Origin of the sequence: Phyllobacterium sp. LjRoot231 (assembly GCF_964253365.1) — a bacterium.
GTDB lineage: Bacteria > Pseudomonadota > Alphaproteobacteria > Rhizobiales > Rhizobiaceae > Phyllobacterium.
The window spans coordinates 527,243-546,304 of sequence record NZ_CAXUQT020000001.1; the positions used below are offsets into that span (position 1 = coordinate 527,243).

General features: G+C 56.9%; 13 protein-coding genes, 1 tRNA gene and 3 pseudogenes. 11 read left to right on the plus strand and 6 right to left on the minus strand.

The genetic code is table 11. The features are described 5' to 3' along the window. Positions 1–4: 4 nt before the first annotated feature. Positions 5–549 (minus strand): annotated as a pseudogene (locus tag ACSQ3H_RS02490) (IS5 family transposase); the annotation flags it as partial. Positions 550–630: 81 nt separating this feature from the next. On the opposite strand from ACSQ3H_RS02490, the pseudogene ACSQ3H_RS02495 reads away from it, so the two are divergent. Beyond that, positions 631–1,789, plus strand: a pseudogene (locus ACSQ3H_RS02495) (IS110 family transposase). Between the two features lie 315 nt (positions 1,790–2,104). Here ACSQ3H_RS02495 and ACSQ3H_RS02500 read toward each other — a convergent pair. Beyond that, positions 2,105–2,545, minus strand: a pseudogene (locus tag ACSQ3H_RS02500) (transposase); the annotation flags it as partial. 722 nt (positions 2,546–3,267) lie between these two features. Between ACSQ3H_RS02500 and ACSQ3H_RS02505 the strand changes: the two are divergent. The 3 genes from ACSQ3H_RS02505 (at position 3,268) to ACSQ3H_RS02515 (ending at position 5,205) form a co-directional block, all read left to right on the plus strand. Continuing rightward, complete coding sequence (locus tag ACSQ3H_RS02505; protein ID WP_436115580.1) at positions 3,268–3,525, plus strand: hypothetical protein; 258 nt, start codon at positions 3,268–3,270, stop codon at positions 3,523–3,525. An 88-nt stretch (positions 3,526–3,613) separates the two neighbouring features. Then, positions 3,614–4,381, plus strand: coding sequence for a hypothetical protein (locus ACSQ3H_RS02510; protein WP_436115581.1), 768 nt, complete (start codon positions 3,614–3,616; stop codon positions 4,379–4,381). A 137-nt stretch (positions 4,382–4,518) separates the two neighbouring features. Further along, positions 4,519–5,205 (plus strand): IS6 family transposase, encoded by a 687-nt coding sequence (locus ACSQ3H_RS02515; RefSeq protein ID WP_436115582.1) that lies wholly within the window; start codon positions 4,519–4,521, stop codon positions 5,203–5,205. A 319-nt stretch (positions 5,206–5,524) separates the two neighbouring features. Here the strand turns inward: ACSQ3H_RS02515 and ACSQ3H_RS02520 are convergent. Both ACSQ3H_RS02520 and ACSQ3H_RS02525 read right to left on the minus strand, forming a co-directional pair. Beyond that, positions 5,525–5,600: transfer RNA gene (locus tag ACSQ3H_RS02520), tRNA-Ala, on the minus strand. Between the two features lie 164 nt (positions 5,601–5,764). After that, entirely contained in the window at positions 5,765–6,148 is a 384-nt protein-coding gene (locus ACSQ3H_RS02525; RefSeq protein ID WP_436115583.1) for a TIGR02300 family protein, read from the minus strand. A gap of 253 nt (positions 6,149–6,401) precedes the next feature. On the opposite strand from ACSQ3H_RS02525, the gene aroA reads away from it, so the two are divergent. From aroA to rpsA, 4 genes are all read left to right on the plus strand, one after another. Further along, on the plus strand, positions 6,402–7,757 hold the full coding sequence (gene aroA, locus ACSQ3H_RS02530; RefSeq protein WP_436115584.1) for a 3-phosphoshikimate 1-carboxyvinyltransferase: 1,356 nt from the start codon (positions 6,402–6,404) through the stop codon (positions 7,755–7,757). A gap of 21 nt (positions 7,758–7,778) precedes the next feature. After that, entirely contained in the window at positions 7,779–8,111 is a 333-nt protein-coding gene (locus ACSQ3H_RS02535; protein ID WP_436115585.1) for a hypothetical protein, read from the plus strand. Between the two features lie 293 nt (positions 8,112–8,404). Continuing rightward, positions 8,405–9,085: a (d)CMP kinase gene (gene cmk, locus ACSQ3H_RS02540; protein WP_436119326.1), complete on the plus strand. Its 681-nt coding sequence runs from the start codon at positions 8,405–8,407 to the stop codon at positions 9,083–9,085. Positions 9,086–9,220: 135 nt separating this feature from the next. Further along, positions 9,221–10,921, plus strand: a complete 1,701-nt coding sequence (gene rpsA / locus ACSQ3H_RS02545; protein WP_436115586.1) for a 30S ribosomal protein S1 — start codon at positions 9,221–9,223, stop codon at positions 10,919–10,921. Positions 10,922–10,988: 67 nt separating this feature from the next. Here rpsA and ACSQ3H_RS02550 read toward each other — a convergent pair whose 3' ends face one another. Continuing rightward, on the minus strand, positions 10,989–11,579 hold the full coding sequence (locus ACSQ3H_RS02550; protein WP_436115587.1) for a hypothetical protein: 591 nt from the start codon (positions 11,577–11,579) through the stop codon (positions 10,989–10,991). Between the two features lie 386 nt (positions 11,580–11,965). Here ACSQ3H_RS02550 and ACSQ3H_RS02555 point away from each other — a divergent pair, with 386 nt between their 5' ends. Next, positions 11,966–13,012, plus strand: coding sequence for a LacI family DNA-binding transcriptional regulator (locus ACSQ3H_RS02555; protein ID WP_436115588.1), 1,047 nt, complete (start codon positions 11,966–11,968; stop codon positions 13,010–13,012). A gap of 31 nt (positions 13,013–13,043) precedes the next feature. Here ACSQ3H_RS02555 and pncB read toward each other — a convergent pair whose 3' ends face one another. Next, positions 13,044–14,351: a nicotinate phosphoribosyltransferase gene (gene pncB, locus ACSQ3H_RS02560; protein ID WP_436115589.1), complete on the minus strand. Its 1,308-nt coding sequence runs from the start codon at positions 14,349–14,351 to the stop codon at positions 13,044–13,046. 271 nt (positions 14,352–14,622) lie between these two features. Between pncB and ACSQ3H_RS02565 the strand changes: the two genes are divergently transcribed. Next, positions 14,623–15,777: an efflux RND transporter periplasmic adaptor subunit gene (locus tag ACSQ3H_RS02565; protein ID WP_436115590.1), complete on the plus strand. Its 1,155-nt coding sequence runs from the start codon at positions 14,623–14,625 to the stop codon at positions 15,775–15,777. A gap of 72 nt (positions 15,778–15,849) precedes the next feature. Beyond that, entirely contained in the window at positions 15,850–18,924 is a 3,075-nt protein-coding gene (locus tag ACSQ3H_RS02570; protein ID WP_436119327.1) for an efflux RND transporter permease subunit, read from the plus strand. Positions 18,925–19,062 lie beyond the last annotated feature (138 nt).

Sequence of the window (19,062 nt, forward strand, 5' to 3'; positions counted from 1 at the left end):
TTGGTTATGCCTGCCTGACTTGATGCCGGACAGACTCCGGGCGTCCACACGCCAGCTTGCGGTTGAGAACGATGCAACCGATGGCAACCTCGGTCTGCTGCGCGGCGAACGAACGAGCCCGCAGCGCGATCCGATCAGTCCCTTGTAACGTCCGATGGCGGTTTCGATCAGAGCACGCTTGCCATAACCGGTGGCCGCCTGCCATTTCAGCCGACCATATTTTGCGATCGCCGCGATGTGCTTGTCCCGTTGACCGGGTGGTCCAGTGTCACCCCTTTCCACTGCGGTCGAACGGGGTGGAATAACGACGATCGCGGTGCTGCTATGCTGCAGGATCGTCCGATAGGCCGGCTTGCCATCATAGGCTCCGTCGGCTGTGAACCGATCAATCTTACCGTCGATCTGGCTGAGCAAGGGCGCCACCTGTGAAGGATCATCCGTGTTCTGGTCTGTCAGCCTATGGGCGATGATCTCGCCACTATTGGCATCCACTGCCAGATGGAGCTTGCGCCAGTCGCGGCGTGATCTGGCGCCATGTTTCACCTCCAGATCCTATGAGGAGATGGATAGCGACCTGCGCTGTGGCAAGATGGGGTTGCTTGATTAACACCTTACTTGGAAAGGCCGAGCATGTCCGTTGCACCTGAACGATCCAAAACGCCGACCGCTATCCATACTAATCTTGGCGCAATTTTCGTCTCATTGGAATTGAGTCGCTCGAAATGGCTGATCACCTCGCTGTCGCCGGGTGGTGGCGAGAAGATGTCGAAACATTCAGTGGTGGCCGGCGATGTTGCGGGCATGCTGGAGCGGCTTGCCGAGCTCAACAGGAAGGCGCAGGCCCGGACCGGGAAAAGCTTTCCGATCATCATGATCCAGGAGGCCGGCCTCGACGGCTTCTGGATCCATCGCGTGCTGCAGGCTGAGGGGATTGAAAGCCATGTCGTCGATCCGGCGTCGATTGCAACCTCACGCCGGCGGCGCCGGGCAAAGACCGACAAGATCGACGGCGAGGCGCTGCTCCGGGCGTTGCTGGCTTACAAGCGGGGCGAGCCACGGGTATGCGCGATGGTGCGGGTGCCGACGCCCGAGGAGGAGGATCGCCGCCGCATCTCGCGCGAACGCAAGGCATTGACGAACGAGCGCGTCAGCCACGTCAACCGCATCAAGGGGCTGCTGTTCGGTCAGGGCGTGTCCGGCTACGAACCGCTGCGGCGCGATCGGCGCACTTGCCTCGAGGAGCTGAAGACCGGCGATGGGCGTCCTCTGCCTATCCATCTGAGGCTGCAGATTAGCCGCGAACTCGATAGGCTTGAGCTACTGATCGAACAGATCAAGGCGGTCGAGGCCGAGCGCGACGCCAGCCGAGCAGCTTGCCTCGCCAGCACCGGCCACGCTGCTCGGCCTGAGAGGCATCGGGCCGGAGTTTGCCGCTGTGCTGTGGTCGGAAGGCCTGTCGCGGCACTACGACAACCGGCGCCAGGTCGCCGCCTATGCGGGCCTCGCGCCGACACCCTGGCAAAGCGGCTCGGTTTCTCACGACCAGGGGGTTTCGAAATCCGGCAATCCAAGGCTGCGAACGACGCTGATCCAGCTCGCCTGGCTGTGGGTGCGCCATCAACCGCAATCGGCGCTCTCCTTGTGGTTCAAGGACCGGGTGAAGCAGAACGGCGGGCGCTTCAAGAAGACGATGATTGTGGCGCTTGCCCGCAAGCTGCTCGTCGCGCTGTGGAAATACGTCAACGCCGGCGTCGTCATCGAGGGGGCGATCATGAAGACCGCCATCTGATGCTTCGCTGATCTGAATGTGCAATCCTTCCAGGACCTGATCCGTCCTGGCGGATCGATCCAGGTGGACGAACCGAGCAATGGCTTGGCTTGAAATGCCCCTCCTCCAGAATGGTCCCGTCCGCCTGAGCCCGTGTCCGCCGCAAGCGGGATGTTGGTGCCGCTGTTTTGAGCAGCGACCGTATATAAGTTGGATCTGGCTCGGATAAACGAGCCGCGTCACGCAATCAGGGGCTCATGGATTGCGCAACAACCAAAGCGAGGAAGTGAAAATGTTGCCCTGACACCCCCGTTCCGACTTGACTTCTCCTCATATAAGCCATTGCCCGGCGCCGTACACTTTCAATCCCGTGCTATCGACAAGCACATGCAGCGGGCCGTCCGGCAGAGGCCGGTTTCGACGGGTTGATGGCTCCCAGTTCTGCGCCCGACGGCTCAGCGTCGTATGATCCGGAACAGGGACTTTCAGCCCCATGAGATCCAACAGCGAGTGTAGCAATCCCTCGGTCTGGCGCAGCCGCATTCCGAAGACGCAACCCAGCGTCAGCGCCGTTTCGATGGCAAGATCGGAATACCGGAGTTGACCGCCTCGCGTTTTTCGCCGTGGAGCGCGCCACCCGGCCAGGGCCTCCGGCGTTACCCATAGTGTCAGGCTACCACGCCGGCGCAGACCAGCCTCATAAACCGCCCAGTTCGTCACCCTGAATTTCATCTTTCCGATGTGATGACGACGATCTGCGTTGTGTTTGTACGGCATGGCCACCCGGATCAAGCTGATTTCGATCTTGCCTGCCTATCGCCAAACCGTTGACAAAGGATCGATGCACCAATGCCCCTCGCTGCCACAAAAAGCTTACCTTCGCGGGCGCGATGGTAACAACATCATGAAGAAACAAGCTGAGCTCGAAAATGCGAGAAAACTGCCAGATGCGCAGAGAATGGCGTTTCGCGGGTTTTTATCTCGACGCCCTGGCGCTAATAAACACCATTCCTGCGTTCGTGGGCACGATTATGATTGCTATTGGAGCAACAGCTCGTTTTCACGATAATGGCGCAAAGTGGGACATGATAATAACGAAACCGACTCAAACCTCTAGCCAATAGCACCTCCTCACGTGCAGCCGTTCGGTCAGCGGACACAACAGTACGCTGCACAAGAGCAAAAAACTGACTGTTAGTTGATCAAGACTAACATCACATAACCTGAGGAAGACCTCAATAAAGTGGCCCAACTACAGACAGAGCGACACTGGTCATAGTGCTTCTCGTTGTGGGCTGTCGCCTTCAAACAATGCTGAGCGCAGTACAGTTCTAAATTATTGGCGAAGGAATTGGCTTGTGTACTTCGTTGGTCTTTTTCTAGATGGCGCGTCGCAAGAAACGAGATGTATCTTGCTAAATCAAGAAACTGCGATAATGATGAATTTTAAAATGTAAATTGATGCGTGATTTTTTTATTGGCACATCATGGGGAGGATCATGTCGGTCAAATATACCGCAAAACAAGCAAGACAATTATTGAAAGATGCTGTTGGAAAAGACAGCAATGCCGACTTGGAAAGCGCCAGTAAAGGCGGACCATCTGTCAACGGGGCATGCATTATCGTTCGGCCAGGGAGAGGGACGAAAGATGTCTGTAAGGTTTTAACAGAAGCAGAATGCCGTTGGGTTGACACGCAACTGCAAGCAAACATTGCCGGGCACGCCGACTTTTTCCCAGGCAAGGCCTGTGTCTAGCTGAAAATAGAAACCGTAGCCGAGGGCATTTGCAAAATGGTTGCGGAAACTCGGGTTCGTTCGTCGTCAAATCCAATGGGGTAATGTCATGGCAGCCGTATCAATTGCCTGCAGGGCGCTTGCCGTCAGCATCGCAGGTTTTGTAGCCGGATGCGGAATACCAAGCTTCGATATTCCCATCCAGCAAGGCGCTCCAACGGTCACCACCATCGTGCAGCGTGTGACTTGTGAACTCGTGGATATGGTTCGAGATGACGGTGGGTATGAAAATAGGACAACGGTCCTAACAGGGGACTATCAGGTTACCGTGCAGCTCTCTCTTGATGTCACAGACTCGGGCGAGCTAAGCCCAAATTTGAATTTTCCGTCCACGGATACGTTTGCCTTCAACGCAGGGCTTAAGCTCAGCAGGTCTAGGGACCAGAATTTCACCCAAAATCTACTGTTCTCGATGCAGGATCTTCACGATCGGTGGAAAACTAACAAACAATTTGGGCGCTGTCCGACGGCCAATACAAACCTAGCAGGCGACCTCGGCATCAAGAACACCGTGTCCTTGGCGCTCACAGCTCCTTTTCGAGACCCCGCGTCAAAGGACGGCGAGTTCGGCGGGTCGGTGAATTTTGTTGTAACCCGCAACGTGAACGCCGTAGGACCAACCTGGACGCTCAAGCATTTCGAAGGGCCCGGTAACCTAGGGACGTTATCCAGAGTGAACAACGATAAGATCACCTTCGCTTTCGCGAGGGTTTCCGGAAAGCCCTCGGCACAGACGCGGGCAGAAGGCACGAAGCGAGCTCAAGATTTCCTCAATCAGCTGCTCCTCAACCAAATAACAGTTAGTCCCCTTCGTTAGCGAGGACGGTGCTGGAGATCAGAACTTGATCCGTCCGACGTTTGTCCTTGATTGAGGCAGTATAGCGGGATCTGTTGCAACGTTTTGGTTACCGGCAGCATGGCAAGGAACCCTTCGAATATTTTCGGAGAGTTTCGATGTTCAAGGGCCGCCAGTTCGACCGATCAGTGATACTGTTATGTGTACGCTGGTATCTTGCCTACAATCTGAGCCTGCGCGATCTTGAGGAGATGATGGCCGAGCGCGGCATTGCGGTTGATCATACGACCATCCATCGCTGGACAATTCGTTTTTCACCAATGTTGATCGAGTTCAACAGGCGCAAGCGCTGCGTCACCGGTAAATGGCATGTGGACGAAACCTACATCAAGGTTCGAGGCCAGTGGATGTATCTCTATCGCGCTATCGATAGCGTTGGCGATACGGTCGAGTTCCTCTTTGGCCAGCATCGCGATCTCACTGCGGCAAAGCGCTTCTTTAACAAGGCGCTGGAGCGCCATGGCCGACCGGATCGCGTCGTCATCGACGGCAGCCAGACCAACCGGGAGGCAATCGTTTCCTGCGACACGACAAATCGCTTGCAGGATTGCTCAAGGCGTCAGCTGAAACCGATCACCGTCAGGAAAAGTCGATACTTGAATAATCAGATCGAGCAGGATCACCGGCGCATCAAGCGCCGCGTGCGACCGATGCTCGGATTCAAATCGACGGCAACTGCCCGCATCATCTTGTCTGGCATCGAAATGATGCGCAAGCGACAGGCAAGGTACGCCTTCAATCCGAATCCATCCCTGGCTGAGCAGTTCGCGATCCTCGCCGCATAGTTGTTATGGTATCAGCCTTCGTTAACCCAACTCAGCCGTTGCAACAGAGCCAGTAAGAGCGCGTTACGGGAATATCTCCAGGATGACGCTCAGTCGCTGGCGACGCGACAAAGCCAAAAACTTCCCTCTGGCAGCGTACCTTAGCGTGCATCCATTTTGGAGGGAACGTGATTTAGAGCGATGGGAACGCACGATGGAGGGGCACAGGTAGGCCCTCAGGTCTGCCGACGTTTCCCCTGTGTTTCCCCAGCCGCCCTCCCCTTAAATCGGGTTGGAGGGTCAAAGGTATACGCGATCCTGTAAGTTATTGATAAAGTAGTGGTGGAGCCAAGCGGGATCGAACCGCTGACCTCTTGCATGCCATGCAAGCGCTCTCCCAGCTGAGCTATGGCCCCATTCCAAACGGCCGTGAGGGCCGCGCCGGGTAAACCGGCAAACTGTCCGGCAAGGTCTGGAACCTTGCCTCTGCTTTCGCAAAGATGGCGGGTACTTATCGCCCGCCGCCCGGAAGATCAAGTCCTGTTCGCCGGATATTTTCGGCGAACAGGACTATTCGAAATCAATTCTCGTCGTCGTCGCCGATGCCGCCGCCAAGAATGTCGGTGACATCGTCATCTTCGTCTTCTTCGTCCGTTGCGAGGAAGGTGTCGTCATCGTCAGTGTCCTCGACCTCGACATCATCATCGCCGATATCCGGGACATCGTCGCCGTCAGCGTCAGCCTCTTCAAGCGCAACGAATTCCGGCTTCTCCAAAGCTACATCGAGCTCTTCCGTCTCGACCTCTTCCTCTTCTTCGCGCGCAGACGCGGCGGTGGAATCGAAATAGCTGAGTGGATAGCTCTTGCCCGTATAGGGCGAAACGATCGGATCGCGGTTCAGATCGTAAAATTTTTGACCGGTTTCCGGGTCAACTCGCTTGGTGCCAAGTTTTGGATTCGCCACGTTTTGCCTCGTCTTGCTGCGCTCGCCTGCAATCGGCTAATATCAGGTCCCTATGGGTCCAACCGTTTATGCCGACACTCATCAAAATGAATTTGCGGTCCCATAAACGCAATTCATCGCATTTGTCAAAGCGAAAAAAGCCTGTGTCAATCATTGAATTTGCGAGATGACCGCGCAGGCAAGCTGTGTTAGGAACGCCAGCACTTGCCAGCCCCACTCAAAACAGCAACTTTCTCTGCGATTGACCCAGTCCATGTCCCATTCCGCATTGCCCAAACCCGCCAGCGCCCGTCGTTCAAAGGCTCTCTCCGGCGATATCCGTATTCCCGGTGATAAATCCATTTCGCATCGTTCCTTCATGTTTGGCGGGCTCGCTTCTGGCGAAACACGCATCACCGGCCTGCTCGAGGGTGAGGATGTGATCAATACGGGCCGCGCAATGCAGGCGATGGGCGCGAAGATCGCCAAGGAAGGCGATGTCTGGATCATCCAGGGAACCGGCAATGGCTGCCTGCTTGCCCCGGAAGCACCGCTCGATTTCGGTAATGCGGGCACCGGCGCGCGCTTGACCATGGGTCTCGTCGGCACCTATGCCATGGAGACCACCTTCGTCGGCGATGCTTCGTTGTCGAAGCGTCCGATGGGCCGCGTGCTGGATCCTTTGCGCGAAATGGGCGTACAGGTTTCCGCCGCGACAGGTGACCGCATGCCGCTGACGCTGCGCGGTCCGAAAGTCGCAGCGCCGATCACCTACCGCGTGCCTATGGCCTCAGCGCAGGTGAAATCCGCCGTACTGCTCGCCGGGCTTAATACGCCCGGCATTACCACGGTCGTCGAGCCGGTGATGACGCGCGATCATACGGAAAAGATGCTGGTCGGCTTCGGCGCCAGTCTTTCCGTCGAGACAAACAAGGATAATGTGCGCCATATCCGTATCGAGGGTCAGGGCAAGCTCACCGGCCAGACGATCGATGTGCCGGGCGACCCTTCGTCCACCGCCTTTCCGCTGGTTGCGGCCATCATTGTGCCGGGCTCCGATATCACCATTCGCAATGTGCTGATGAACCCGACACGCACCGGGCTGATCCTGACGCTGCAGGAAATGGGCGCTAACATAGAGATACTCAATGCGCGCCTTGCCGGCGGCGAAGATGTGGCCGATCTGCGCGTTCGCGCCTCCGAGCTCAAGGGCGTCAATGTGCCTGCAGATCGCGCGCCGTCGATGATCGATGAATATCCCGTGCTTGCGGTCGCGGCTTGCTTTGCCACTGGCGAAACGGTGATGAACGGGATCGAGGAGCTGCGCGTCAAGGAATCCGACCGGCTTTCGGCTGTTGCCAACGGCCTCAAGGCCAATGGTGCCGATTGCACGGAAGGGCATGATACTTTGAGCGTACGCGGCCGTCCGGATGGCAAGGGCCTTGGTGGCGGCACGGTAGAGACGCATCTCGACCATCGCATCGCAATGAGCTTTCTCATCCTTGGCCTCGCCGCGGAAAGGCCCGTCACCATCGACGATTCGACCATGATCGCTACCAGCTTCCCGGAATTCATGGCCATGATGACGGGAATGGGCGCGGAGATTTCCGAACTCGACACGCCAACCTGAAAACGAGCCAGAAAGTCAGCGATGACCGAGCTCATATCGCGTCTTACCGTGTATTTCCTGTATACGATGTCCAGCGTGCCCTTCATTGTCTGGGCAGGACGAAGCGCCTATAGCGGCACGGTTGCGAGCAAGGCGCCCCGGCCATGGCCGGGTATAACCAGCACGATATCTCGTGTCCTTCTTCCTTTGACGCTCATCTTCCTCTATGCGTGGAATGCTTCGGTCAGTTCAAGGCCGGGCGCAGCGGATGCAAGCGAGTGGATGCCATTCCAGTTTCTGCTGTTGCCGCCAGCACTTGGATCGATCGCCGGATACGGCATAGGTTATTTCATGGGCAAGAGAAGGATCATCTGATGTTTTTCCTGCTGACGTCATTTACCGTTGTTGCCATTCCCTATGTGATCGAACGGTTCGGCCTGCGGGTTCGCTTTGGCCTGTTTGCGCTACTGTTCTGGCTGTTCGTCTTCCAGTTCGTGCTGATCTTCAGCATCGATGCGCTGCTGCAGAATTTTGTAGCGGCCATGCCAGACTGGCTTGAATCGATGTTGACGACGCTCGGCGGGTTTGCCTTCGTCAGCATCGGGATTACGCCTATCATTACGCTTGTATTGGCTGCTGCCTATCTGCTCTTTGCGCTTGGACAATGGCTGTTCGACAAGGATGAAAAGGATCAGCCTACACCGCAGACTCACTTTACCGTCGCCATCGATGGCCCCGCCGCTTCGGGCAAGGGAACGCTCGCCCGAAGGATTGCCGAGGCCTACGGTTTTCATCATCTGGACACGGGCCTGACCTATCGGGCCGTCGCCAAGGCTTTGATGGATCAGAACATGCCGCTGGATGACGAATTTCTCGCCGAGAAGGCTGCGCGCGCCATCGATCTGTCGAAGCTCGACCGCGCGGTACTTTCCGCCCACGATGTCGGCGAGGCGGCATCGAAGGTCGCGATCATGCCGGCAGTGCGCCGGGCGCTCGTTGCCATGCAGCACAGCTTCGCCGAGCGCGCCCCGGGCGCCGTACTTGACGGGCGCGATATCGGAACGGTCGTCTGCCCCGACGCGCCGGTGAAGCTCTACATCACCGCGTCGCCGGAAGCGCGGGCCCAGCGCCGCTATAATGAAATCAAATCGGGCGGCGGCTGTGCCAAATATGAGGAGATTCTGGAGGATCTCACCCGCCGCGACGCCCGCGATATGGGGCGCACCGATTCGCCTTTGAAGCCCGCTGCCGACGCGCACTTGCTAGATACGACGGAAATGGATATAGAGACCGCGTTTCTTAGCGCCAAAACCCTGATTGATCAGGCTCTCGCAAAGAACACGCATTAGACCATCTGCAGCTGATCCACGCACCGGATTGCCCTTCAATGGGCGGGTTGGCATGCAGGTGAACCGCAACACGAACCACCGGTGCCGTGTCCGATGATTTTCCAATGTGATATCTCGGCACTTTCAGGAGTATGTATGTCTGAAGCCAATCCAACGCGCGAAGATTTCGAAGCTCTTCTCGCCGAGTCCTTTGCCACCAATGACCTTGCTGAAGGTTACGTCGTCAAGGGCCGTATCGTCGCCATTGAAAAAGACATGGCGATCATCGACGCCGGCCTCAAAGTTGAAGGCCGCATTCCGCTGAAGGAATTCGGCGCGAAAGCCAAGGACGGTTCGCTCAAGCCGGGCGATATCGTTGAAGTTTATGTCGAGCGCATCGAAAACGCCCTCGGCGAAGCAGTTCTGTCGCGTGAAAAAGCGCGCCGCGAAGAAAGCTGGGTCCGTCTCGAAGAGAAGTTCAACCGCGGCGAACGCGTCGATGGTGTGATCTTCAATCAGGTCAAAGGTGGTTTCACCGTCGATCTCGATGGCGCCGTAGCCTTCCTGCCACGCTCGCAGGTCGACATTCGTCCGATCCGCGACGTAACCCCGCTGATGCACAACCCGCAGCCTTTCGAAATCCTCAAGATGGACAAGCGTCGCGGCAACATCGTTGTCTCGCGCCGTACCGTTCTTGAGGAGAGCCGTGCTGAGCAGCGCTCTGAAATCGTCCAGAACCTCGAAGAGGGTCAGGTGGTTGAAGGCGTCGTCAAGAACATCACCGATTACGGTGCGTTCGTTGACCTCGGCGGTATCGACGGCCTTCTGCATGTGACTGACATGGCATGGCGCCGTGTCAACCATCCGTCGGAGATCCTCTCCATCGGCCAGACGGTCAAGGTTCAGATCATCCGTATCAACCAGGAAACACATCGTATTTCGCTCGGCATGAAGCAGCTCGAAAGCGATCCTTGGGATGGTATCGGTGCGAAGTACCCGATCGGCAAAAAGATCACCGGTACGGTTACGAACATCACCGATTACGGTGCATTCGTCGAAATCGAGCCAGGCATCGAAGGCCTTATCCACGTTTCCGAGATGTCCTGGACAAAGAAGAACGTGCATCCGGGCAAGCTGCTCTCCACCACACAGGAAGTCGAAGTCGTTGTTCTCGAAGTGGATCCGGTCAAACGCCGCATCTCCCTCGGTCTCAAGCAGACCCTCGACAACCCATGGACGACCTTTGCAGACAAGTTCCCTGTCGGCACGATCGTCGAAGGCGAAGTCAAGAACAAGACCGAATTCGGCCTGTTCATTGGTCTCGACGGCGATGTGGACGGCATGGTTCACCTGTCCGACCTCGACTGGAACCGTCCAGGCGAGCAGGTCATCGAGGAATACAACAAGGGTGACGTGGTCAAGGCGCAGGTTCTCGATGTTGACGTCGAGAAGGAACGCATCTCTCTCGGCATCAAGCAGCTGACCGGCGACAAGGTCGGCGAAGCCGCTACTTCAGGTGAACTGCGCAAGAACGCCGTTGTTACCGTTGAAGTCACGGGCATCACCGATGGTGGTCTTGAAGTGCGTCTGGTCGATCATGACCTCGACTCGTTCATCCGCCGCGCTGATCTGTCCCGCGATCGCGACGAACAGCGTCCGGAACGCTTCACGGTCGGTCAGAAGGTTGACGCCCGCGTCATCGCCTTCGACAAGAAGACCCGCAAGTTGCAGGTCTCGATCAAGGCGCTGGAAATCGCCGAAGAGAAGGAAGCTGTTGCCCAGTACGGTTCGACAGACTCCGGCGCTTCGCTTGGCGACATCCTCGGTGCCGCTCTGAAGAGCCGCGAAAAGAACTAGGTTCTTTTTCCTGACCTTCGAACAAATGAAACCCGCCGGTGCGAACCGGCGGGTTTTCTTGTTCAACTCAAATTGTGTCGAACTGGACCAGAATAAAGGCGACCTGCGTAACAAGCGCTAAAGCCAGCACGACAAGCTGGATTTTTTGCCGGCGAACATAAATTCCAAATCCGAAAAGCGCGATCAGGAAGAGGTTGCGGAAGGGGTATTCCACTCCGAGTGCTCGAAAATGAGCCATGCCCTTCATGGCCGTATCGAGAAAATCGAAGACGAATATCGATACCAGTATTCCAAAGAACCAGGCCCTGCGAGACATGAAATAATCCTCATAGCCGGAATAGCCCTCCATACTGTCGGGGAAAAGCATGCTGCATGCGAGAAAGTGCAGGCTGGCAAAGAAAATGACGAAGAGATAGGCCTCGAATTTCCACAAGACCAGCGCATGCAGATAGAACTCGAACCACCAGAAATGCACGACAGTGAGGAAGGCGAACAACACCCAGCCAAGGTGCACCGCATAGATGTTCTTGCGCTGCGGATGCTGGATAATACGGGCAATGCCGGTCAAGAGCCGCGAGACGCTGAGACCGAGGACGATGCCGATAATCACGCGGACATGGGTGAATATCTCCGGATTCGGAATACCGCCGCCCTCCATTGCACCCCCATTACTGCTGCTCGATGGTTGCTATCAGAGGCCACATGCTACTTGAGTATGAACGCAATGCAAATTCGTCGCTTCTGTCAAAGTCAGCTTGGCACAAGTTTCCGCACGTAAAATTTAAATCCATGAATAAGTCAACTTATGGGTGCGACAACCTTGCACACGCCAATTCTGTCAAAATAGCTCTATCTAATTGATGCGGATTAAATAAAATCTTGACGCATGTCATTCATTCTGTAAATTTTCAACCATTAAGAGTGGCCCGCATCAATCATGAGATGTATTGCGTCGGCGTAATTTTCAGCAATGATTGCAGATGTCCTTCGCAATTTCTTCGCCGGCACACGGCTTTATGAAATGCCCGAGGATCGTAAAAAGGAATGCATGCGGTGAATCAGCCGATCAAGACAATGGAAGACTTCTCCGCATTTGTAGGACTGTCGCGCCCCACAGTGTCCAAATATTTCAACGATCCCAATTCGGTGCGCAAGAAGACCCGGGAAATCATCGAAGCGGCCATCAAGCAGTCCGGCTTCCGGCCGAACATATTCGCCGTCAATCTCAATCGCCGCCGCACCAATATCCTTGGTATCATTGTTCCGAATTCGACCGATCCGTTCTACATGGCGCTGACGCGGCGCATCGAAGGCATCGCCGAACAGACTGGTTATCTGGCTTTCGTCCTGAGTTCCGACGGCAAGCCGGAGCTTGAAGAACGTGCCATCGAGACGTTCAAGTCCATGAACGTCGCGGGCGCCATCATCGGGCCGCTCGGGGTAAAGTCGCATCACGACAAGCTGGCCAAGCTCGGCGAATCCATACCGCTGATCTATGTCGATTCACCGCTCGATGCGACGTCGCCTTTCGTCGGCACCGACAACCGGCAAAGTTTCAAACTGATTGTAGACTATCTGACCCGTTCCGGTGATCAGCCGTGCTATTTCGGCATGTCTCCGGTCAACAGCAACGCATATGAGCGGCGCGACGCCTATAGCGAGGCGATGAAGAACCTGAATCTCGAACCCCGTTTCGTCAAGATCGATCCGAGTTTGACCTGGGAGTTCGAAAAATTTGCCTTCGATGCGACGGTTCGCATCCTCAGGGAAGGCGGTTTCCCGACGAAGACCGTGCTCTGCGCCACCGACCGTATCGCTTTTGGCGTAGTGGCTGCCGCCTACCAGGCAGGCCTAAAGGTCGGCCGCGGCGAGGATTGTGACCTGCGCGTCGCCGGTCATGACGACCAGCCATTGTCGCGTTATATGTGCCCGCCACTGACGACGGTCGCGCAGAACTACAACGAGATCGGAAGATTGGCGATTAAGTTGTTGTTCGACAAGCTCGGCGAAAACGATGAATCGAAGATCGAGATTCCCGCCGACCAGCGTATCCTTTTGAACGCCGAAATCATGTTGCGTATGTCGGCCTGATACTGGGCGGCCACCGTGGACTGCGCGTGCGTTAGACTTTCACGGCTTGTTCCACGCGGTCTTCTGCGCCGAACACTTCCAGATAACGTTTGATTTCCGCCGGATCGCCAGTTGCCTTCTTCGGGTTATCCGAAAGCTTGACCGCGGGACGGCCATTGGCATCGCTGACTTTGCAGACCAGTGAAATTGCGTTCAACTGGTCGTTAAAGCGCGGCGCGCAGTCCTCGAAATCATTGGTGAGATTGGTTCCCCAACCAAAACTCATACGCACCCTGCCGTCGAAGTGACGGTAAGTATCCTCAATCGTATCGACATCAAGTCCGTCGGAAAACACCAGCAGCTTTTCGCGTGGGTCCTTCCCCTTCGACCGCCACCAGGCGAGGATTTTCTCACCGCCCTCAATCGGCGGCGCACTGTCCGGGCGGAATCCCGTCCAGTCGGCTACCCAGCCCGGAGCATCGCGCAGGAAAGCGGCAGTCCCGAACGCATCCGGCAAGACAATCAGCAGGTTGCCGCCATAGTAGCGGTTCCAGTCCTGCAGGACTTTATAGGGAGATTTCAGCAGCTCCGTTTCGGTGGTACTCAGCGCAGCCAGTACCATAGGCAGTTCGTGTGCGTTGGTGCCAAGCGCTTCCAGATCATTGTCCATCGCCATCAGCACGTTGCTCGTGCCGGTAAAGGCTTCGCCGATACCTTCTTTCAAGGCTTCGACGCACCAGCGTTGCCAAAGGAAGGAATGTCGGCGGCGCGTGCCAAAATCGGAAATTTTAATGTCGGGGAGCGCGCGCAGCCGCTCCACCTTTGACCACATCTTGGCCTTGGCGCGGGCATAAAGAACGTCGAGCTCGAAACGTCCCAACTTCTTCATGGCAGCACGCGAACGCAGCTCGTTGATGATGGTCAGCGCCGGGATCTCCCACATCGTCGTGTACATCCAGGGTCCGTAGAAGTTCAGTTCGTACTGTCCGTCCCGCGTCGTCAGCTCATACTCCGGCAGCTGGAAATTCGACAGCCACTCGAGAAAATCCGGTTCGAAAATCTGCCGCTTGCCATAGAAGGTGTTACCGCCGAGCCAGATCATTTCCTTCTTGGAAAAGCGTATCGTCCGCGCATGATCAAGCTGCTCCCGCAGTTCCTGTTCGTCGATCTCCTCGGCTAGCCGTACCCTGGTGGTGCGGTTGATCAAGGTGAATGTCGCATCCACTTCCGGATACACTCCCCAGATCATCTGCAGCATCAGCAGCTTGTAGAAATCCGTGTCAAGCAGGCTGCGTACGATCGGATCGAGCTTGAACGTGTGGTTGAACACGCGCCTTGCAATATCGGTCTTCGTCGCCATTGACTGCTTTCCTTGCGAATTTCCCGCCCGTCATGTTGCACGCCAGAACCGGGCCTTCAAGGAGAGACGAGCAAATCCGGCCAATTTCAGCGACCGGCTGGCCGGCCTTTCTCCATTAAATATTTGTAACATAACGGAATTGTCATTAACGGTTAGGTAAAACCCCCTTATTCTGCATGACAAACAACCGTTCGCGCTGACCAGTGCGTTGGGATATGATCGTTTTGGTGCTGGCTCTGCTTTATGCGGGACCGGCCTTTTGGAGTGATATATGCGGCTTTGGAAGCAACTGATTTTTGCCGTGCTGATTCTGGCTGTTGCTGGGGCTGGCTGGCTGTATTTCTTTCCAGGCTCGAAGGCTGGCATTGATCGCAACTCGACGGCGGCGACCGAGCCCGCGGGTGGTCAGGGACAGCGTCGCGGTGGACAGGCTTTGCCGCTTGTCGTCGTCCGTACTGCGGCTGAAGCGAAGATCAACGACAAATTGTCGGCAATCGGCACCGGCAAAGCCAAAAGTTCCGTTGCTGTCACCCCGTTTACAGCCGGGCGCCTGACCGAGATTCTCGTCACATCAGGGACCAAAGTAAAAGGCGGCGATGTGATTGCCCGTCTTGATTCAGAAGCCGAAAGCATCCTCGTCGACAAAGCGCGGATAGCACTGAGGGACGCGCAGACCAAGCTCAAGCGCGCGGAAAGCCTGCGCTCGAGCAACACGGTATCCGCTGTTCAGCTTTCCGAAGCTGAACTGGCAGTCGATAATGCCGCTCTTAATGTTCGTGAGGCGGAACTCGCACTGGACCGCCGTGCCATCAAGGCGCCGATCAGTGGCATTGTCGGCATCCTGCCAATCAATGCGGGTAATTACATCACGATATCGACCACGGTCGCAATGATCGATGACCGCTCCGACCTGCTGGTCGATTTCTGGGTGCCGGAACGTTTTGCACCATCTATCGCCATCGATCTGCCGGTAACAGCGACATCGATCGCCCGTCCGGGGGAAACATTCAAGGGCGCAATCAGCGCCATCGATAACCGTGTCGATCCGACGAGCCGTACGTTGCATGTTCAGGCGAAAATCACCAATCCAAACGATGCCTTGCGCGAAGGCATGGCGTTCCAGATGTCGGTCGGCTTTCCTGGCGACACCTACCCGACTGTCGATCCCCTCGCGGTTCAGTGGGGCACGGATGGCGCCTATGTCTGGAAGATTACCGATAACAAGGCGACACGTGTTCCAGTGCGCGTTGTCCAGCGCAACACTACCTATGTACTGGTCGATGCCGACATAAAGCCCGGCGATCAAATTGTCGCCGAAGGTGTGCAGTCGGTCCGTCAGGATGGTCTTGTCCAGATTCAAGGCCAGCCGGCTCCCCAGGTCAATACCGGCGCGAGGCCAACTGCCTCCGTCGGCGAACAGGGCTGAGATCAAGCGGTGAGCACGTCAACCGGACAGAACGATTCCAGTTTTACCGCGCTCTTCATTCGCCGTCCTGTCATGGCGTTGGTGCTCAATGCCCTGATCGTCGTCGCGGGGCTTGCCGCCTGGTACGGCGTTGATGTCCGCGAGTTGCCTGATGTCGATCGCCCGGTGGTTACGGTCTCGACTGTTTTTGAATCGGCTGCTGCGGAGACGGTGGACCGTGAGTTGACCTCCGCCATCGAAGGCGCTGTGTCCCGCGTTTCGGGCGTCAAATCCATATCTTCCAGTTCTTCGTTCGGTAACAGCCGCGTCACCGTCGAATTCAATGATGGCGTCGATCTGAACGTTGCCGCCGCCGACATGCGCGATGCCATCAGCCGCATTACCAACACTCTGCCGGACGATGCGGATCCGCCGCAGATCGTCAAGGCCGATGCCAATTCCGATGCGGTCATGCGCCTCGCCGTCACCTCGGACACGATGGCGGTCGAGGATATGACAGTGCTCGTAGAGGACCAGATCGAGGACGTGCTCGCCTCGGTTCCGGGTGTCGCCGATGTGCAGATTAATGGCAACCGCAGCAAAATATTCCGTATCGACATCAATCAGGGCAAGGTCGCCAGCCTCGGTATGAACATCGCGGACATTCGCAACGCGCTGACGACGATGGCCTTCGATACGCCTGCCGGCCAGCTCAACAGCAATGATCAAAGCATCATCGTCCGTGCCACGGCTCCGGTGGCGACGCCGGAAGATTTTGAGAACATCATTATCAAGGGCCAGACCAAGATCCGCGATGTGGCCACCGTGACGATGGGCCCCGATATCGGCACATCGATCTTGCGTGCTAATGGCAAGACCGGCATCGGCCTTGGCATCATCAGGCAGGCACAGTCCAATACACTCGATATTTCGACAGGCGTTCGCGCGGCGGTCGCGCAATTGCAGAAAACCCTGCCCGAAGGCGTCGATATCCGCGTGACCAGCGACGATGCCGACTTCGTCACCGGTGCCGTGCATGAGGTCGAAGTAGCACTCGGCGTGTCTATCATCATCATCATTCTGATCATCTATCTCTTTCTCTGGGACATTCGCGCAACCCTTATTCCGGCTGTCAGCCTGCCGGTCGCCCTGATCGGCACCCTCTCCGCCATTTATCTTGCCGGTTTCTCCATCAACATACTGACGTTGCTCGCTCTGGTGCTGGCGACCGGTCTGGTCGTCGACGACGCGATCGTGGTGCTGGAAAACATCGTGCGCCGCCGCAATCAGGGCATGGGCCCGCGCGCTGCAGCGGTTCTCGGCACGCAGGAGGTGTTCTTCGCGGTCATTGCGACGACGGTGACGCTTGCCGCCGTCTTCGTGCCACTCTCCTTCCTGCCCGGCCAGACCGGGGGACTCTTCCGCGAGTTTGGTTTCGTTCTGGCAATTTGCGTGCTTCTGTCCGCAGTGGTGGCGCTGACGCTGTGTCCGATGCTGGCATCGCGTCTGCTCAGTGCGAGCGAAGCCAGGCATCAGGATGTTACCCACACACCGGGACGGGTGGCTCGTGTCGGCAGCTGGTTCGGCGGGCTCTACAAACGTCTGCTGCACGCCTGCCTTGCCGGCCCGTGGATCGTGGTTCTGATCTCGTTGCTGTTTGCCGGCACGGCGTTTGGCGCCTTTTCCCTGCTCAAGCAGGAGCTGACACCGTCTGAGGATCGCGCTTCAGCTTTCCTGCGTATTACCGCACCGCAGGGCGTGAGCCTCGAATATCTCAGTGACGAGATGCGCCAGATCGAAACCTTGATCCAGCCTTTGCGTGATGCCGGCGAAATCCAGAATACGTTTTCGATCGCCGGTCAGAATGGCAATACCAACCGTGGCTTCATGGTGCTCAGTCTCGCCAAATGGAAGGAACGGACAAGGAGCCAGCAGGCGATTCTCGCCGACATCTCAAAACGCGTCCGCAACATTCCCGGCATCCAGGTTTTTGCCGCGCAGCCGAATTCTCTGGGCATCCGCGGCGCGGGTAATGGCCTGCAATTCGCCGTCGTTGGCACCAGCTATGCCGAGCTTGGCACGACCGCTGCCAAGATCGTGGCCGAGCTTGAAAAAGACAGCCGCTTCGACCGCCCGCGTCTGACCAATGAGCCGACCCAGCCGCAACTGGCCGTGTCGATCGACCGCGAGCGCGCTTCGGATCTCAATATCAACATCACCGGTCTCGCCGAAGCGCTGCAATCGGTGCTCGACGGCTACAAGGTCGGTTCGGTCTATATCGAAGATCGTTCCTTCGATGTGAAACTCGTATCGACCACAACTCCGATCAATGATCCGACTGATCTGGAGAACGTTTTCCTGCGCACTGGCGACGGCCGGTTCGTGCCGATGTCGACTATCGCCAGACTCACAGAGGTTGCCGTTCCACCCGCGCTGACGCGCGAACAGCAGATGCGTTCGGTCGCCATCACTTCGGGTCTCAGGCCGGATTTTGCGCTCGGTGACGCCTACAAGGATGTACAGGAGGTCGCCGCGCCGCTGCTGCCCACCGGCTATCGCATCATTCCGCTGGCCGAAGCCGCGACACTGGGCGAAAACTCATCCAGCATGGTCACCACATTTGGCTTCGCCATCCTGATTATCCTGCTGGTTCTGGCAGCCCAATTTGAAAGCTTCATCAGCGCGATCATCGTCATGGCCACGGTCCCTCTTGGCCTTGCCTGCGCGGTATTTGCCATGCTCATGACAGGCACCAGCATGAACGTCTACAGCCAGATCGGGCTGGTGCTGCTTGTCGGCATCATGGCGAAGAACGGCATTCTCATCGTCGAGTTTGCCAACCATCTGCGTGATCAGGGCAGGAGTGTACGCCAGGCCATCGAAGAAGCATCGAATATCCGTCTGCGCCCGGTCGTGATGACCATGCTATGCGCCATCCTTGGCGGTGTTCCCCTCGTGCTTGCCAGCGGCGCGGGTGCCGAGGCGCGTATCGCGCTTGGCTGGGTCATCGTCGGCGGTCTCGGTATGGCAACCGCCTCGACCCTCTTCCTGACGCCCGTCGCCTATCTGTTGCTGGCGGGCTTCTCCAAGCCGAAGGCCGAGGAAGAAGCACGGCTCAATCGCGAGTTGCTCGAAGTTGTTTCCCAGCCGCCGCTGGCGGCTGAATAGCAACCATCCGGGATTTTTCGGCTATCAGGTTGCAATAGATTGACTCAATCCTCTTGATTCCCAGGTCTCGTAGACTTTCGTATTATTGACGACGTTCCGTCGGACCTGTTAGCCAAAATCCTGAGGTTGCCTTGGGAG

What these genes read in the sequence shown, in the direction of transcription:
- ACSQ3H_RS02505 (WP_436115580.1), top strand. Translation starts at nt 3,268, where the DNA reads ATGTCGGTCAAATATACCGCAAAACAAGCAAGACAATTATTGAAAGAT.
- ACSQ3H_RS02510 (WP_436115581.1), top strand. Translation starts at nt 3,614, where the DNA reads ATGGCAGCCGTATCAATTGCCTGCAGGGCGCTTGCCGTCAGCATCGCA.
- ACSQ3H_RS02515 (WP_436115582.1), top strand. Translation starts at nt 4,519, where the DNA reads ATGTTCAAGGGCCGCCAGTTCGACCGATCAGTGATACTGTTATGTGTA.
- aroA (WP_436115584.1), top strand. Translation starts at nt 6,402, where the DNA reads ATGTCCCATTCCGCATTGCCCAAACCCGCCAGCGCCCGTCGTTCAAAG.
- ACSQ3H_RS02535 (WP_436115585.1), top strand. Translation starts at nt 7,779, where the DNA reads ATGACCGAGCTCATATCGCGTCTTACCGTGTATTTCCTGTATACGATG.
- rpsA (WP_436115586.1), top strand. Translation starts at nt 9,221, where the DNA reads ATGTCTGAAGCCAATCCAACGCGCGAAGATTTCGAAGCTCTTCTCGCC.
- ACSQ3H_RS02550 (WP_436115587.1), bottom strand. Translation starts at nt 11,579, where the DNA reads ATGGAGGGCGGCGGTATTCCGAATCCGGAGATATTCACCCATGTCCGC.
- ACSQ3H_RS02555 (WP_436115588.1), top strand. Translation starts at nt 11,966, where the DNA reads ATGCATGCGGTGAATCAGCCGATCAAGACAATGGAAGACTTCTCCGCA.
- pncB (WP_436115589.1), bottom strand. Translation starts at nt 14,351, where the DNA reads ATGGCGACGAAGACCGATATTGCAAGGCGCGTGTTCAACCACACGTTC.
- ACSQ3H_RS02565 (WP_436115590.1), top strand. Translation starts at nt 14,623, where the DNA reads ATGCGGCTTTGGAAGCAACTGATTTTTGCCGTGCTGATTCTGGCTGTT.
- ACSQ3H_RS02570 (WP_436119327.1), top strand. Translation starts at nt 15,850, where the DNA reads ATGGCGTTGGTGCTCAATGCCCTGATCGTCGTCGCGGGGCTTGCCGCC.